The organism is Calothrix sp. CCY 0018 (assembly GCF_963920925.1).
Classification (GTDB): domain Bacteria; phylum Cyanobacteriota; class Cyanobacteriia; order Cyanobacteriales; family Nostocaceae; genus Rivularia.
In genome coordinates, this window is sequence record NZ_CAWUDI010000054.1 from 1 (window position 1) to 17,163 (window position 17,163).

Sequence of the window (17,163 nt, forward strand, 5' to 3'; positions counted from 1 at the left end):
TCAACTGAGTAGTTTACCAGCAGAATTTGGACAACTCACCAATTTACAATCCCTCAACCTCTACAGAAATCAACTGAGCAGTTTACCCGAAACAATTAAAAAACTCACCAAACTTGAAAAACTGGATTTACGCAGGAACCCACTCCCCATTCCACCGGAAATTTTGGGTTCAAAAAATAGAAACCAAGATCCAGGAGATGTCTCGGAAATCCTTGATTTTTACTTCCGAGTACAAGATCCATCAGAAACAGAACCTCTTTACGAAGCAAAATTATTGATTATTGGTGAAGGAGGAGCGGGTAAAACTTCTTTAGCGAAGAAAATTGTAGATGAAAACTACAAACTCAAATCTAAAGAGAAATCAACCGAAGGCATTGATGTAATTCAATGGAAATTCCCATTACCAAATGGTAAAGAATTTCGCGTTAATATCTGGGATTTTGGAGGACAAGAAATATACCATCAAACCCACCAGTTTTTCCTCTCTAAACGTTCTCTTTATGCTTTAGTAGCTGATACTCGCAGAGAAAATACTAACTTTTACTGGTGGATGAAGGTTGCGGAACTTTTGAGTGATAATAGCCCAATTTTGATTATCAAAAACGAAAAACAAGACCGTCAGTGTCAAGTCAACGAACGACAGTTACGGGGAGAGTTTACAAATTTCAAAGAAGTTTTAGCAACGAATCTAGATACAAATCGCGGTTTAGAAGAAATAAAACAAGAGATTCAAAAGCAAATCACCACACTTTCCCACATTGGAGATAAATCACCTTTACCAAAAATCTGGGTGAGAGTTCGAGCAGCTTTAGATAACGATTCTCGCAATTACATTAGTCGAGAACAGTATTATCAACTTTGTGAAAATAATAATCTAACTGACCGTGAAGATATGTTACGGTTGAGTCGCTTTTTACACGACCTCGGTGTTTGTCTGCATTTCCAAGATGATTCTACACTCAAACATTATGTAATTCTCAAACCCGAATGGGGTACAACTGCGGTTTACAAAGTATTAGATAATAAAGCTGTCATTAAAAATCTGGGACGTTTTAGCCAAGAAGAACTCGCTGATATTTGGAACGATCGCAAATACAGCAATATGCAAGATGAACTGCTGCAATTAATGATGCGGTTTAAACTCTGCTATGAAATCCCCAATAGTGCGGGTAATTATATTGCACCACAATTACTTGATATCGAACAACCCAATTACGAATGTAATAATTCAACTAATCTCGTCTTGCGCTACAAATATGAATTCATGCCTAAAGGTATTATTACCCGCTTTATTGTAGAAACACACGATTTAATTGAACAACAACAACTTGTTTGGAGAAACGGTGTTGTTCTCAACGAAAATGAAACTCGGGCTGAAGTCATTGAATATTATAATCAAAAGGAAATTAAAGTTAGGGTATCAGGAAACCATAAAAAAGGATTACTCGCAGTCGTCAATCGTGAATTAGAAAAAATTCATCAGTCTTTTGAGCGATTGCAATATCAAACCTTGGTTCCTTGTAACTGTGAAGAATGTGCAGGAAGTGAAAATCCTTATACTTATCCTTTAGAAGAATTACGTAAACGTTTAAACAAGGGTAAATTTGAGATTGAGTGTAGGGTAAGCTATGACATGGTAGATGTCCGCAGATTGATTGAAGATGTCAACTTATTTTCTCAGCAGGAAGATAGGGAATCTAATATTCAAGACACACCACCAAAACCGCCAGATACTAAGAAACCTGGTCAAATACTAAAAGAATTCAGAAATGCCATTATCAGTGCTTATCCAAAAAAAATTAAGTTAAAGATGATGCTTAGTGATGAATTAGACGAAAATCTAGATTCAATATCTACGGGAGAAAATATAGAGGAAGTTGTTTATGAATTAATTGAATGGGCTAAAGCACAAAATAAGTTAGAGCAATTAGTAAAAGCTGCGTGTAAATCTAATCCTGGTAATCAAGAATTACAAAGAATAAGCGAAGAATTATTCCCTAATCTACGAGAATGAAAATTTGACTTTTAATACGATTTTTATCCTACTTGCTAAATAGTCAGGCGTAATTAAATATAAGATAGAGAACCTCACCCTGCCTCCGGCTTCCCTCTCCTTACTAAGGAGAGGGATTGAGGGTGAGGTTTTATATTTAATTTGAACCACTTACTTACTCCCTTCCTCCGAAACATTCAAATTCTTACGATTACAATCATTCATCGCCTTTTCTACACCTTTTTTCAGGCATAATTCTACACATTCAACAACATAACTAAGAACTGAAGACATCACCTCATTTTCTTCAGGAGCAAACTTTCCTAAAACATGAGAAACAGTACCATTTTCGCTGGTTGCAGGATTTTTTGGTCTGCCAATGCCAATACGCAAGCGGGGGAAATTTTTGGAACCCAGATGAGAAATAGTGCTTTTCATGCCATTATGTCCGCCAGCAGCACCGGATAAACGCAAGCGAACTCTTCCCACAGGTAAATCCATATCGTCATAAATAACTAATACAGATTCCGGCTTCAATTTGTACCAAGAAAGTACCGCACCTATTGATTGTCCCGAAAGATTCATGTAGGTTAAAGGTTTGAGTAAATGAACTTTTTTTCCACCTGGTGCAGTGGTTTCAGCGTACTCACCTTTAAACTTCCGATTTTCACTTAGAGATGCTTGCCAAGAACGGGATAAAGCATCAATTGCAGCAAAACCGATATTATGGCGCGTTTGATCGTATTTAGGTTCTGGATTTCCCAAACCAACAATTAGCTGGGGAATTATTATAGTTTTTCCTGGAGAATTTTTTTTAGCAGCTTGCATGAGAAGAATAAATAATAAGCTATCGATTATAAACTAGTAGTACGTTTTATTACTTTGAGACTTACGTAATAATAACGTAACTGTGTCATTACGAGCGACAGCGACGTAATCCCAGAAATGCTGGAATTGCTTCCCTGCACTTCGTTCCAGTCGCAATGACATTTTGCTTTGCGTAACTGTAATTAAGAGAAAGTTCGTAGTAGGGGATTTGAGGACTACAATCCTTACTACGAACTACGATTGATTCATTAAACTTTCTCTGTTTTTTCTACTCCACTACCAAGCTTGGGTTCAAGTTCGGCAGTAGTTTTAACAGCTTCCTCTAATTGTGAAGCTTCTTTTTTGAACTCCTCTTGAAAGTCTTGAGAAGCATCTTGAAAGCCGCGAATAGCTTTTCCCATACTACGACCAATTTCCGGCAGCTTTTTCGGGCCAAAAACCAACAGCGCAACAGCCATAATTACAGCCATTTCTGGTAAACCGATACCAAATATATTCATCTAAATTTCTCCTGAGAATTCAAAAATTCTTAACCCACATCTGTAGTTTAGCGACTTGAGGGAGCAGTTAACAGTGAGCAGTTAAAAGTTATGAGTTAAGAGTTAGGAATTAGGAATTAGGAATTAGGAATGATGATGAAATAATGGGGTAATGAAGTAATGGGGAGAAAATATTCCCTTACCCTCTTGTCCCCTTCCTTGTCCCCTTGTCACCCCATCCCCCCATCTCCCCCTCTCCCCATTCCTAAAAAATCCCAAAAAAAACCCAGGAATTACCCTGGATTCAAATTTATCCTTATATGTGAAAGTATCTCGCTTACATACCTAAGCTTCTCCAATCCACATTAATACCCTGAATAATGATTGATTTGTTATAAAGTTGCAGAATAATCAACAGAAAAACAAAAAATAACAGCATGAAGACAGCCATTAATGGGGTAGTACCCCAACCGGGAGCCACTTTACCATACTCAGCATTCAAGGGTCTGAGAACATCTCCCAAACGTGTTCTTTGTGCCATAATCTAATTCCAGGTTAATTACCAAAAAATTTTTTAATCATCTCTAATGTTGATAAGTATATCATTTGAAAGCACTTGAAACTGCCACCTCATTTTATATACCGACATAAAATAAGTCGGTCTTACGGAAATCAAGAAGTATTAACTTTTATAAAAATATTATAAGGAAGATGCTGTTCACGAAGTGAGTCGTCAGACTAAAACCCCGTGTCTTTAGACCGGGGATGAAAGCGGCTGCACAGGATTTATCCTGCTTTGATGGTAAAATGGTAATTAACAGGAACGGTAATCAACCTGTATAAAAACCCAACTGCTTAAGGGCAATCTGTACCTTGACAATTGAAGATATAGAGTTCTATTCCATAGTTCTAGTTCCTTGCCAGGAATAGGTAAAATCTTCATGGGTGCTAGGCAATACAGAATTTAAGTAAAGCAAAATTTGGAGTAATCCAACTACCGAGGGGCACTCGGAAAGATAACGCTTGAGGAGAGAACCACCTCTGGGTTAGATACCGCAAGGGGTCTAATGTAAGTGGACTCGTTGAACCAAGAATCTCCTGACTAAAGTCGAGGAGAGTGTCAAAAAATGTAAAAATAATACTCATAATATACACCCAATATGGAACCCGCAATAGTCCTCAGTATTTCCGTAGCTGCTGTCTTAGTTACAGTTACAGTAATGTCCGTTTATACCTCCTTTGGCCCACCCAGCAAGGAACTTGGCGACCCCTTTGAAGACCATGAAGATTAATTGAGAGTTAGGAGTTAGGAGTTATGAATTAAATATTGATAACTTGTTACTAATTAACAATTCCCCATGCCCTATGCCCCATGCCTAGGGTGTTGACTTTGATAGAATTTCTACGCTTAAAGTTCATACAACTTTTATATCGGTCAAAATCGCAACATACTTCCCTCACCCCGCCCTGGCGGGCACCCCTCTCCCAAATTTTGGGAGCCACTACGTTGCGGAGGCTCCCTCCGTTGTAGTAAGTGGCGTAGAGGGGAAGGGGGAGAGGGCATTATCTTAAACACCAACACGTTTTTTGCATGAATTTTTAACCTCTAAAAAGGTACAGAGTCAACAGCCTACCCCATGCCCTATTCCCAACTCCTGACTGTTCACTGCTCACTGCTCACTGCTCACTGTAAAGCTTGCGATTTTCCACGGTTTGATTGTAAATGAAGTTGGTAGAGGACGTTCTAATAAATCTACAGATTCCTTAACATTTAAGCCGATATCGCTGGTGAGTTGAAATTCTGCTGTTTCCCCTTCACATTCATAACAGCGCAGAATCCATTGTTGGGGGTTGTCTTCGGCTTGTTTAAATGCCATTAATATTAAATTTTGACCGGAATTTTGACCGGAATTTTGACCTGATATATCGATAAAACTGGCTTTGTCTTTCAATGTTGTAGTTTGCGGTTTATTTTCACAAAGCACTACTTTTAAAGGGTGATTGAATTCATATCCACGCTTCACCGTCTGTGCTTTTTCCCAACTTCCCGCATGGGGATACAAGCCATAGCTAAATTCATGAAAACCTTTATCAGCTTCCGGATTCGGCCATTCCGGACTTCTTAATAAACTCAATCGTAATTCCCAAGGTTGAGCATCATAACCATATTTGCAATTATTTAATAAACTTACACCATAGTCTTCTTTTTCCGTCAAATCAGCCCAACGCAACGCGGGAACTTCCCATTTAGCTTTTTCTGCTGCTGTAGTCGGTTTGGTTGTGCGTTGAATTGCACCGCAGGGTATTTCATAGGTTGCAAAATCCGCTTCTAAGTTCAAGGGAAAGGCTGCTTTTACTAAAACGTGACGCTCTAACCAGTTAACTTTGGTATGAATTTTCAAGACTTGTGAATTAACTTGCAAAATATAGTCTTGAATAAATTCCGATTCTCCTAACTGACGCACTACCCGTAATCGCTGTTGTAATATTCCTTGTTCAATCCATTCGATAGATTTGAGTTTAAATGGTGGTAAAATATTATCGGCATAATTGGGGTCGATGTTCCATGCATCCCAATATTGACCTTCATCTCTAAAAGCTTGCAGTTGATTACCGCTACCTGAAAGTACTTCGCGGTTGTTTATTTTATCAAATACGCTGGTTAAGTCCCCAGTTTCTTGATCTACAACTACCCGCAAAAATTCATTATCCAAAATAAACTGTAGCGCTATAGTTTTTGATGGATTCTGTACTGTTTGTTCAGTGGTAGAAAGCCAGTATGAGCAATAGCCGATCGCAGGAATATCCTCTGCTAAGAATAATAAATTTGCATCGGCATCGATTTGAGAAGTAATTTGATTGCCCGAACTATCGTAAACTTGCCATTGTTGGTTATTAGTTTGCACAGGTAAACAAACAGAAACAACTTCCGATCGCTGCCAATTAAGAGAATTGAAAACAACAACAGGTAAACTATCGGGTTTACGTGGCTGTGGTAAATTGATTTGGCTGCTTAAAGTTGCTAAAGACTGCTGTAATATTTGGGTTGCAGTAGTTTGCATTTGCTGCCATTCTGGTTCTGCATCTTCGTAAACTTCCGCAATTGAGGAACCAGGTAAAATATCGTGAAACTGATTAAATAAAAGCTTTTTCCAAGCAGCTTCGATTTCAACTTTGGGATAATCCACACTACAGCATATAGTAGCCAAACTTGCAAATAATTCAGCTTCATATAGAAGATTTTCACCGCGACGATTGTAAAGCTTTTGGTCGCCGTGAGTAGTATAACAACCGCGATGAAATTCTAGATATAGTTCATCGTTCCAATTTTGGATTTTGGATTTTAACAACGGATGCGTTTGTTTTGGATTTTGGATTGTCTCCCCATCTCCTTGTCCCCTTGTCCCCTTGTCTCCTTGTCCCTTAATTTCCTGCAAATACTTCTCAACGGTGGTGAATTCAAAATCGGGACACAAAGGTGAACTTTGCCAGCGTCGGGCTATTTCGAGCATATCGCGAGTGGGGCCGCCGCCGTGATCTCCGACTCCAGGAAGCCAGAGATAATTTTGTAAACCCGTTTGTTTTTCCCAGGCGATCGCGTATTCTACCATTTTTACCGGGTCGATACCTTCACCAATCGGCGCTGACATTAAACTAAATATTTCGCTACCGTCGGGCGATCGCCACCAAAAAGCACCGTGAGGAAATTTAGTTGTATCATTCCAAATCAGCTTTTGAGTCACAAAATATTCCACACCTGCGGAAACCATAAACTGAGGTAAAGTCCAGCAAAAACCAAAGCTGTCTGGAAGCCATGCCACTGTAGAGAATTCGCCAAATTTTTCTTTTACGTAGCGCTGCCCGTATAATAATTGACGAACAATCGACTCACCAGAAATTATATTTAATTCCGGCTCCACCCAAAAAGCACCGATAACTTCCCAAAGGTTATTTTTAACAGCTTTTTTTATTTGTGCGAATAAATCAGGACAATTTTCTTCCACCCAAGCATAAAGCGCCGGAGTCGAATGACAAAAAATCAATTCGGGAAAATCCTCTTGCAGTTTCAAAACTGATGCAAAAGTATTCTTAGCAGCCTCCCAAGTTTCGCTCACCCGCCACAACCAAGCCATATCTAAATGTGCATGGGCGACAAGGGAGATTTTAGCAACGGATGTTTTTAACAACGGATGCGTTTGGTTTGTTTTGGATTGATTAAGTTGATGTGTAAGGGAAATTAGTGATTTATTAATAAACTCTCTCTTCCCTTCTTCCTCAGCGCCCTCTGCGGCTCTGCGGTTTATTACCTCAGCAACTTCCTTTACCAACCCAGCAACTATATCCAACTCATCCGGAGCAAAAGCTTCGCAATAACGCTGTGCGATCGCCAACTCCGAAGCCACAAAACCGGGATAAATATTATTCCCAACAGCTTCATAAACGCACTTTGAGCTTACTAAAGCACCATTATCGTGTCCAGGGCTTACCAAACGCAAAGCAACAGTAAACTCAACTCCGGGAATCACCGACTCAGTTAATAAGACTCGTTGCGAAAAATCAAATAAATCACCTTCACCAATCAAAGAACCATTAATATAGATTTGAGCGGAATCCGCCCACCAAACCAAAGCCAATCGCAAACACAAACCTTCGACTGGATAACCCTGCAAATAAGCGGGGACAATTAATTTTTGTGCCAACCAAAGCACTTTTTTACCCTTCTCCCAAGCAATATGTCCTTTCGCGTTTAACTCCTTAGTTTCCCAACCAGAATCCGACGCGAAAACCTTACTTACATCCATATCACCCGAAAAACAGCGCCAACCTTCGCGAACATCCATCTCAGAAAAAGCACGTAGCTTTTCTATAGTTTGCGAAATAGTTTGTGAATTACTTTGTGAATTACTTTGTGAATTAAAATTTGTATTAGATTCAGATATAGATTGGGTCATCTTTCAGCTAAAATCAGGTGAAAAGTTCTATACGCTCAATAGTAAAAGAACCTGAAAAAAAATATACTTATAAATTATTTATGATTGTTCTCATGTATTTTTGATTATCCTCTTATATATATAGGACTTACGCAGCAATAACGGAAAGTATAATAGTGTTCCAGACATTTTAGATCCCCCCAACCGCCCTTTTTAAGGCAGGCTTGCGTAAGTCCTAACCTAGATCGAATAAAATTCCTAACTCCTAACTCCTAACTCCTAACTCCTAACTTTTTACCATGTCTTCTGCTTCCAAAGGCCGTTATCAAAGCAGGTTATTTAACTTCTTTCACAAACAATCCCGGCGCTTCGGTGAAAGATTCGGACATTCGTTACGAAAATTGCAGGTTGCGACAAGTTGGTATGCTGAAGCACTTTCTAAAACCGTATATTTACTATTACAAAAAGCTGCCAACTCTGCTGGAATACAACTTCCTGGAACAGTAGGAGAACCCAAGTTATATTTGCAACCATCAGAAGAACCTTCCTCGGATGCTGCGACTATTCGGGTACTTGAAAATGTAGAAACGCGATATATTCCGTCTTCTACAAATCAAAGCACAACAGCTAATTATAAAATTACCGCTTCAGGATCTTCTTCTCAACAAATTCAAGGAGTTGCTTCACAGCTTTCCAGCCAAAATTTAGTTCTCGTAACTAGCGAAAACGAAATTCTAGATATTTTAACTCCATCGCAACAGCAAGCTTTAGAAAACCAGATAATTTCTGAAATTGCTCATTATTGGCGTTTGTGGCGATTATCTCAAGAAAACCAGGAAACAAAATTACCATCTACAACAAATAATTTCTTAAAAAGATTTACGAATAGTAATGCTAATCCGAACAAGGCATTACCTACAGTAGATGCTTCATGCGATCGCAAATACTTACAAATCAATCCGGCTACTGTAGCATCTTTAGATACAGTAATTGCGAATTTAGAAACAACTGCTAATCGTTCCCTATCTCGCGCTCAAATTATAGTACGGCAGCGCGGTGGTGAATTAATAAAAGTAGTAAAAACTAGATTAGATATTTTCTTATATGGCAATAAACAAGTAACCATCAGCAAACAAGATATAGTAGCCGATGAGAATTTAGAAACGCATCCCTCAAAAATTCAAGCTTTGATTTGGGCAGCTTTTAATTACTTTTACAGCAAACCCGAAGACAAAAAGATCGATCAGGCTCCACCAACACGCTATATTTCTTCAACTAAACCATTACCTCAACTGCAAAGCGAAAAATCGCAAGATAATTGGTTAAGTAATGCCGATTTATTTGGTAACGGATTTCCACAATTAAATCCAAGAAATCGAACATCAAATAAATTAGAAGCCAGTAAACAGCAATTAAATCCTTCCACAAACATAAAAAATTCGTCCGAAAAACTATTTGGACGTTTTCAAATGCCCAACTGGCGAACTTTACGACTCAAAGAAAAAGCCGGTTTAGTGCAGCCACAGAAAGGTATTTTAAACGAGCAAGATGCTTCTATTACTTCCCAAAACGCGCAAAAAATAGCAATTAACTCCACTTCAGAATTACAAAGTAGAAGCAAACGAGAAATCGCTGCAAATCAAACCAACGAATCAACAGAAATTGAAGCCAAACCAGAATGGATCGAAACCAAAGCCGAAATAGTTGGTTATCAAAAGCATCCATTAGAGCAGGTTTTAACATGGATTGACAACACAATGTTGAAAATCGAAGAAGCAATTGCCAAATTTGCCAAGGCTTTACAGCAGTTGTGGCGTAAATAAACGGATAATATTGTCTTGTTCGGCAGTTTTATATAATTCTAAATACTTATGTTATGATTAATCGCTACATAGCAAAAAGTAGTATTTTGCTAATAATTTTTTTGTTGGTGCTTTTTAACATATCCACACCCGTCCAAGCCCAGAATTATCAAATTGATTCTATTCGTAGTAATGTTTACCGCTTTACAGCGGGAAATTATCGCTCTGTCTTCATGGTTACTGATGCGGGTATTTTAGTAACAGATCCAATTAGCAAAGAAGCGTCTAGATGGCTGAAGCAGGAATTAGCGCGACGATTCGATAAACCCATTCGCTTTGTCGTTTATAGTCACAATCATCCCGATCACGTTTACGGTGGTGAAGTTTTTGAGCAAGAAGGTGTCCAATTCGTTTCTCATCAACTCGCTCGTGAGGATCTAGTACACACCAAAGCGCAGACTCGGATTCCCAACCTTGTTTTTAAGGATGAGATGGTGCTTTATCTCGATGATAGTCAAGTGCGTCTGCGCTATCACGGTAGGAATAACGGACGTGGCTCTATTTCCATGCTATTTGAACCTGCTGGTGTTTTGCATATAGTAGATTGGATCGTTCTGGGGCGAATGCCGTATAAGGATCTTCAAGGTTACGATATCCAAGGGATGATTGATTCTACGCGAGAAGTTTTAAATATGGATTTCGATGTGTTCGTAGGAGGACACGCTCAAACAGGTAAGAAAGAAGACGTGGAGAAGTATCTTGGGTATCTTGAAGCACTGTATAATTCTGTCCGCGACGGTATCCGTGCTGGCAAAGACCTCCCCACGCTCCAAAAAGAAATTCGGCTCGATGCCTACCGCAATCTTTCAATGTATGAGGAATGGCTTCCTCTTAATATTAAAGGAGTCTACCAGACTTTAGTAGACGAATCTTATCTGCTCATGCGTCCCGACGTACCCAAACCGCGTTAACCAAACATGAGCAAAACAAGACGATGTAGAATTTTCACCTTTGAATTTAGTAAATTAACTTACTGCTGCTCCACCCCACCAACAACTGGCTTAACCCCTCCGGCATCGCTGCCGGAAAATGGATCGGTTCCTCCACTCCAGTTAAAGTCGCTGATGCGGAAACTAATACCACCTAGTTCTAATACGGGGTTGTAACGCAAGCTGATGCCGTAAGTACGACGGCTGTATTCTAAGATATAGTCAGTACTGGTACGTTCGCTGGTATCTAAGTTGATGGTTGTTTGGAATCCTAAACGAAATGGCCCGTACAATTGTTGGGTAAAACCGGCGCTTAACACTTGTCTATCGGCGTAGCGATCGAATAAAAAGGGCGATAATCCATCATTTGTACCTTGCGAATAAGTGACGTTGAAGCCGGTATAGTCTAAAAACTTTTTGGAAAAGTTACCAAATTGCCCTTGCAATCCAACTGAACCTATCAAGGTATTTTGCTCGTCGCCGTTGCTGTAAAAACTGCCAGTTCCAGTTACATTACCAAATACCTGTACGTAAGGCACTACTGGATTAGCAGTATACTTTAAACCTCCTTCCTTGGTTGGGGGTAAAGGTTTACCCTGCCAAAGGTTGATAGCTCCGCCAATGGTAGCGCTGGCTTGAAGGCGACCTAAAGAAGCCCGATCGTTGCTTCTACCTACATCTAATAACTCTGCGCGATCGGTTCTAGCGCTGATTTGTTGAGCGCCTGCTTGATATCTTAGATTTAAGCCGGTTTTACCTAAAGGGATATTTGGAGAGATTATTACTCCACCTAAACTGCTTTGTACGGTTTGGAAACCAAGGCTACCGTTGTAAAGGCGATCGCGATAGCTGTATTCAAATGCGGCTTGATATGGGTTTAAAGGGTTGCCAAGTAAATAATTGTATCGCACGCTCGCACGCAAGTTGTCTTCTAAGTCGGTTAAGTCGAGACTTGTTAAAGTTGTTTTTGCTTGTACTTGAGAACGGGGATTTAAGGTTGCATTAAAACTTGACTTTAAACCAAACAGCGCTGGGATACCTTCGTTATTATTTTGTACGGCTTGTTGAGCAAAAAATTGCGGGGTAACTTTCCAGCTTGCCTGTGGTGTATTTAATACATTAAATGAGCGCTCTAAGTATAAACCACCGCGTTCGTCACCATCAAAACCGATAGAAACTGGAGCGGGAGTAGCATCGCTTTCGCTGCGATCGATTGTCCTTGTATAGCTTCCTATACCTAAAGTTAAGCCTTGGTCAAATACTAAACGCGGTTTTCTTAATCTAAGTTTATCTCTTAAAGGAGAAATTCGTTCTAAAGTAACTGAGTTTGCACGTATTTCTAATTCTGGAGGAGAAAAGGGGTCATTTGTAATGCGGACATCTTTTGCTTCCCATCCCTGCGGATAAAAATCTACTCGTGCTGCTTCAAAACGTAAACGATTAACTACACCACCTTGTTCTCCTCCTGGTAAGTTGCTAGCGCCCCTACTACCTACACCAACGCCGACTCCTCCAGGGCTACCAACACCAGTTAAAGGTTGATTTTGTCTTATTCTATCGCTGAGAGGACGACGGGGAACTCCACCTGCGGCTACGCCTGGAGAGTTAAAAGATAAATCCTCTCCCGCCTGAGCGACATTAATTTCACCGCTTCCACCTTCTAAATCCCCAGTATCTTGAATAAAGTTATATGTAAATCGGTTTCCTCTTAAAACTTGTTCCCCTCTGGTGACTGCAACATTTCCTTCACCAACAGCAATCAAGTTATCTATATTTACCTGTAAAGTATCGGCATCGACTACAGAACCGTCAAATCTTACTATCACATTACCTTCAGCGGTGACAACCCGGCGATTTTCATCGTAAATCTGCCTATCTGCCACAATTTCAATAACTCTTCTTGTCTGAGTTGGCGCTTGTGATGGTTGTGGCTGTTGAGTTGGCTGCGGTACTGGTATAGTTTGCTGTTGAGGAGTTTGTTGTGGAAGAGTTTGCTGAGGAAGTGGTTGTTGAGCTTGTGTCTGAGAACGGGATTTGAATTCTATTGTTGCAGGAGCTTTTGTAGAGTTGCTATTTTGAGAATAGAATTCTATTTTTGTCGGTTTTTGCGTTTCCTCAGCAGCTTTTTTCTTACCTGCAAGCTTCTCAGGTGTTTTAGTTGAATTTTTTGTCACATTCTTTGTAACAGATTCCGCTTTCTTTTGAGTAAAGCTAGCGGCTTCAAAATGCTTAAAACCTTCGGATGATACTTGCTCGTTCTCCAAAGGATAACTAACATTAAATTTTGTTCCTAAAGACGTATCATTATCGGTAGCTTTAACGGGTGAAAATTCCGGTGACAGAATAGTTTCCGGTTCGCTAGTTTTCGATAGACTTCGATCTTGACTTACTTGACTTAAATTTAAAAGAGATTTTGACCGTGAAAAATGTTCGCTCCGCTCGAAACTTGTTTTAGGTGTAGAAGATGCTTGGGTAAAAGTACTATTTTTTAATGTACTTGAATTATCCTTAAAGACATTTGCTACGGTTTGTGAATCGACAACAATCGGTAATTCGGGCGGGGGCGCAACTGGATGAAGCATACTTACACACTATATAAGCCAACAAACAGTCTTTAAAGCAAGCTAAAGAACAGTTAATAAATAAATTAGAAGCATATTAATAAACTTCCAACTCTAGCCTTCTACTTAGCCTGCGAGCAGATTCCGCCTAAAAAAGGACACGTTTCGGAAAGAAATTAGTTAAGAAAAACTTACTTGTAATTTTTCCGACGTGTCCTTGACGTTAAAAATATCCTCTGCCTTCTGCAGCGATAATGGACGAAAGCGACTATAAATTATTCAAAATCATTACGTCCAGGGTTACGAGATGGGTCATTTGACAAGAATCCGAAGATAAATATGGCTAAAAACAACCCAACAACAATATAAACAGCGATTTTTAAAGTCAACATAGCAATTTCTCCAGGGTGTTAATTGAAAAAGTTATTTTTAGTATCTGCTTTTGCAGAAAAGTTAACTTCTTTATATTACCCAAAATAGCTCCATTTTTGGAGGATATAAAAGATAGATACCCATGTTCTATTTTTTATACTCGAATTTTATGCGCTTAAGTAGACGGGTTATTTTTTCGACGCTCACTTCTACCAATATGTTTCAACTAGTAGGGCATGAGGTGATGGGGAGAGTCGGGGATAAGGAGACAAGGGGAAAATAACTTTTAACTCCTAACTTTTAACTACTAACTCCTAACTCCTAACTGGTAAGTGGTCGTTGGTAACTGATTGCTCTGCAATACGGCTTTTAACAACTTTTGCCGGGGTGCCGACGGCTATGGAGTAAGGGGGGATATCTTTTGTTACTACTGAGCCAGCACCGATAACGCTACCTCTGCCGATGGTTACTCCATCTGTTACCGTTACACCATGTCCGAGCCAACAGTCATCTTCAATGACAATTCCTTTACGAGTAATACCTTGTCTGGCAATATATTGAATTGGATCTACAAAATTATGGTTATTAGCAAATATTCCGCAATGTGCTGCAATTAAACAACCTTTACCTATTTTAATATTTCCAGGACCGGCAATACAAACATAAGGACCAATAAATGTCTCTTCTTCAATTTTTAAATGAGTATCGTTCAATGCTCTAATATCAACACCTTGTTGAATTTGTACTCCATCACCAATAGAAATATTATTCTTGGGATTTCCGATCGCGTTTATATTTGCTCCTCGTAAAATTTGCGCTCTATTGCCAATTTCTATACAAGGAGTATTAATAAACTCAACGCTATCCTGTAGATAAACTCCTTTACCCAATTTTGCAAAGATACTGCGATAAAAGAAAGTTCGTAAGTTGGAACCGATCGCTTTGGTGGGAATATTACCTAAGAGCAGAGTTAAAACTGTTTCCTGTAAACGTTTCCACTTTGATACACCTTTTTTACTATTCATAATTATATTTCCCAAAAGAAACATGAAAATTTATTAAGCGATTTTAGATTCTAGATTTGAGTAAAGGATGCGTTTGTTTAAGTTTAACCTCTTCAAATACAACGTCGAGGCATTTTTAGATTTTAAATAAATAGCTTCTCTAATATGGAGATTAAAATTAAAAATTATCACCAACTTCAAAATAAAAGGCTTATTTTTAATCTAGTATTCATTAATACTTAGCTAGGGGGAAAACATCTCCCCCCAACTTTCCCCACAATCCCTGCATCCAAAATTGAGCAGCGATATAGATAATTTCAGACGGGATTAGCTGACATCATTTCTAAATCATTGGGGTTTATAGAATCTTCAGGAAGACGACTTTTAATAACTCGGGCTGGCGCTCCAACAGCGATTGAATAAGGAGGAATATCTTTTGTGACTACAGATCCAGCACCTATGACGCTACCTTTTCCAATAGTTATTCCATCTATTACCGTTACAGCGTGTCCCAACCAGCAGTCATCTCCGATAGTAATTCCTTTACAGGTAACTCCTTGATCGGCAATATATTTTAGTGGATCTGCATAGTTATGATTATTAGCAAATATTCCACTGTGTGCTGCAATTAAACAACGTTTACCAATTTTGACATTTCCCGGCCCTGCAATACAACTACCAACACCAATAAATGTACCTTTATCTATATATATATGAGTATTGTCTAAAGCTCCAATATCTACGTTGCGTTCAACAGCAACTCCTTCTTCTAAAGTAATTTTATTATTTTCATGTCCTAAAGCATCTACACGAACTCCTTTGAAAAGATGCACTCCATCGCCAATTTCTACGTTATAAGCACCGAGTAATTCAACACCATTCTGTATATAGATTGACTTACCCATGCGACTAAATAAACTTCTATATATTAGCTTTCTTAACTTCGGACCTAAAGCAATCGCAGGTAAGTCTCCTATCAAACCAGTAATCAAAACTTCCTGCAATCGGTTTAATTTTGAAGTAGATTTTGTCATGTTTAATGCCCTTTGATTGTGTTTGTATTTTAAATAAAATTCCGGTTAAATTTGAACTTATTTACTAGCTTGATAATTTCATCTATACTAATTCATTTATATTCATTAGATCATAAATAATGAGTTTTTTTTGATCAAAAATTGACCTGCTAATATATATAGATATTATTCAAAGAAATATGTTCATTTAAAACTTTAAACATTATCTAAATTTCAAATCTATAAAGATACCTAATAGGTTCTGTATATCTATTCTTTTATCTATTAAAAAACCCGTATATAGCGTTTACTAAGCAATTGAAGTACAGCGATTACCTCACCCCGATAAAGCTGTGCTTTACCTCCCTCTCCTGGTGGAAAAAGAGGGGTTGGGGGTGAGGTTTTGAGATGTACCTCAATAGACTGATAAACGCTATATTTAGTTTAATTAAGATAAGATGAAGAAAGTAAATAAAATATTTGAAAAAGTTAGCGCACGCTACGCTAATAAAAGTATGTTTTAATATAAATGTATCACCCCTGTAATAAGTTAATAACAAGACTTATAGTTTTTTATATGAAAAAGTTAGACGCAAATCATTAAAATCAGCTTTAATACAGCCTGCTTTAGATAAAATGCTCGCATTTTAATTTTGTCTTGTTTGTTATGACATCATTTTTAATCAATATTTTCTATATTTACGTATAGCATATATCTTTTGTCGAAACAAAATAATCAATTTTACTTTAAGCTAATCGCTAATTTATAAAGTTTTGATTAAGTAGCCAACAATTATACCTACGTATCTTGAAATACACGCAAAATAAATCATTTTTTTATAAATCCAGGACAAAAAACTTTATTTATCAAAAAGTGGCAGCCTTGAAAAGTAGCTGTAATTCCAATTGGTAAAATTTTCGTCATCTTGCTAGATGTTACACAAACGCGCTATCTGTAGCAAAAACTTTTTATGCATAAAGCAGTAAGCTACAGATAGCGCGTTCTTTTTTTACGTACTTCCAAATTCCTACAATCGGATTTCGGTGCAGAATTTTTTCGAGTAGCGGGCGCTCTTAACTCAAAAAACGAGCGCGATACACCGGGGCGTTTCAGCTAAGCCGATCGCCAAACACTTTTTCTATTCTATATTCGCTTTCCCATTAGAATAGGTTTTCCGAATCGCGTTGAAG

The 17,163-nt window shown here is 38.5% G+C and carries 12 protein-coding genes; 4 read left to right on the forward strand and 8 right to left on the reverse strand.

Annotated features, from left to right (window positions below):
- On the forward strand, positions 1–2,014 hold a 2,014-nt coding region (locus tag ACM03V_RS28950; protein ID WP_414624264.1), incomplete at its 5' end, for a COR domain-containing protein.
- Positions 2,015–2,164: 150 nt separating this feature from the next.
- Here the strand turns inward: ACM03V_RS28950 and pth are convergent.
- The 3 genes from pth to psbH form a co-directional block, all read right to left on the reverse strand.
- On the reverse strand, positions 2,165–2,821 hold the full coding sequence (gene pth / locus ACM03V_RS28955) for an aminoacyl-tRNA hydrolase (protein WP_414624265.1): 657 nt from the start codon (positions 2,819–2,821) through the stop codon (positions 2,165–2,167).
- 248 nt (positions 2,822–3,069) lie between these two features.
- Entirely contained in the window at positions 3,070–3,321 is a 252-nt protein-coding gene (locus tag ACM03V_RS28960; RefSeq protein WP_414624266.1) for a TatA/E family twin arginine-targeting protein translocase, read from the reverse strand.
- A gap of 316 nt (positions 3,322–3,637) precedes the next feature.
- On the reverse strand, positions 3,638–3,841 hold the full coding sequence (gene psbH / locus ACM03V_RS28965) for a photosystem II reaction center phosphoprotein PsbH (RefSeq protein WP_414624267.1): 204 nt from the start codon (positions 3,839–3,841) through the stop codon (positions 3,638–3,640).
- A 619-nt stretch (positions 3,842–4,460) separates the two neighbouring features.
- On the opposite strand from psbH, the gene psbN reads away from it, so the two are divergent.
- Entirely contained in the window at positions 4,461–4,592 is a 132-nt protein-coding gene (psbN, locus tag ACM03V_RS28970) for a photosystem II reaction center protein PsbN (protein WP_015118026.1), read from the forward strand.
- Between the two features lie 378 nt (positions 4,593–4,970).
- Here psbN and ACM03V_RS28975 read toward each other — a convergent pair whose 3' ends face one another.
- Positions 4,971–8,252, reverse strand: a complete 3,282-nt coding sequence (locus ACM03V_RS28975) for an alpha-mannosidase (protein ID WP_414624268.1) — start codon at positions 8,250–8,252, stop codon at positions 4,971–4,973.
- Between the two features lie 278 nt (positions 8,253–8,530).
- On the opposite strand from ACM03V_RS28975, the gene ACM03V_RS28980 reads away from it, so the two are divergent.
- Positions 8,531–10,054 (forward strand): hypothetical protein, encoded by a 1,524-nt coding sequence (locus ACM03V_RS28980; protein WP_414624269.1) that lies wholly within the window; start codon positions 8,531–8,533, stop codon positions 10,052–10,054.
- Between the two features lie 53 nt (positions 10,055–10,107).
- Positions 10,108–11,004 carry an MBL fold metallo-hydrolase gene (locus tag ACM03V_RS28985; protein ID WP_414624270.1) on the forward strand — a complete coding sequence of 299 codons (897 nt, stop codon included), beginning with the start codon at positions 10,108–10,110 and terminating at the stop codon, positions 11,002–11,004.
- Between the two features lie 59 nt (positions 11,005–11,063).
- Here the strand turns inward: ACM03V_RS28985 and ACM03V_RS28990 are convergent, their stop codons facing one another.
- The 4 genes from ACM03V_RS28990 to ACM03V_RS29005 form a co-directional block, all read right to left on the reverse strand.
- Positions 11,064–13,604, reverse strand: a complete 2,541-nt coding sequence (locus tag ACM03V_RS28990; protein WP_414624271.1) for a DUF3769 domain-containing protein — start codon at positions 13,602–13,604, stop codon at positions 11,064–11,066.
- Positions 13,605–13,858: 254 nt separating this feature from the next.
- Positions 13,859–13,975 carry a photosystem II reaction center protein I gene (locus tag ACM03V_RS28995; protein ID WP_414624272.1) on the reverse strand — a complete coding sequence of 39 codons (117 nt, stop codon included), beginning with the start codon at positions 13,973–13,975 and terminating at the stop codon, positions 13,859–13,861.
- A gap of 294 nt (positions 13,976–14,269) precedes the next feature.
- A complete protein-coding gene (locus ACM03V_RS29000; RefSeq protein ID WP_414624273.1) occupies positions 14,270–14,980 on the reverse strand; it encodes an acyltransferase in 711 nt (236 codons plus the stop codon).
- 296 nt (positions 14,981–15,276) lie between these two features.
- A complete protein-coding gene (locus tag ACM03V_RS29005) occupies positions 15,277–15,993 on the reverse strand; it encodes an acyltransferase (protein ID WP_414624274.1) in 717 nt (238 codons plus the stop codon).
- Between the last annotated feature and the right edge of the window lie 1,170 nt (positions 15,994–17,163).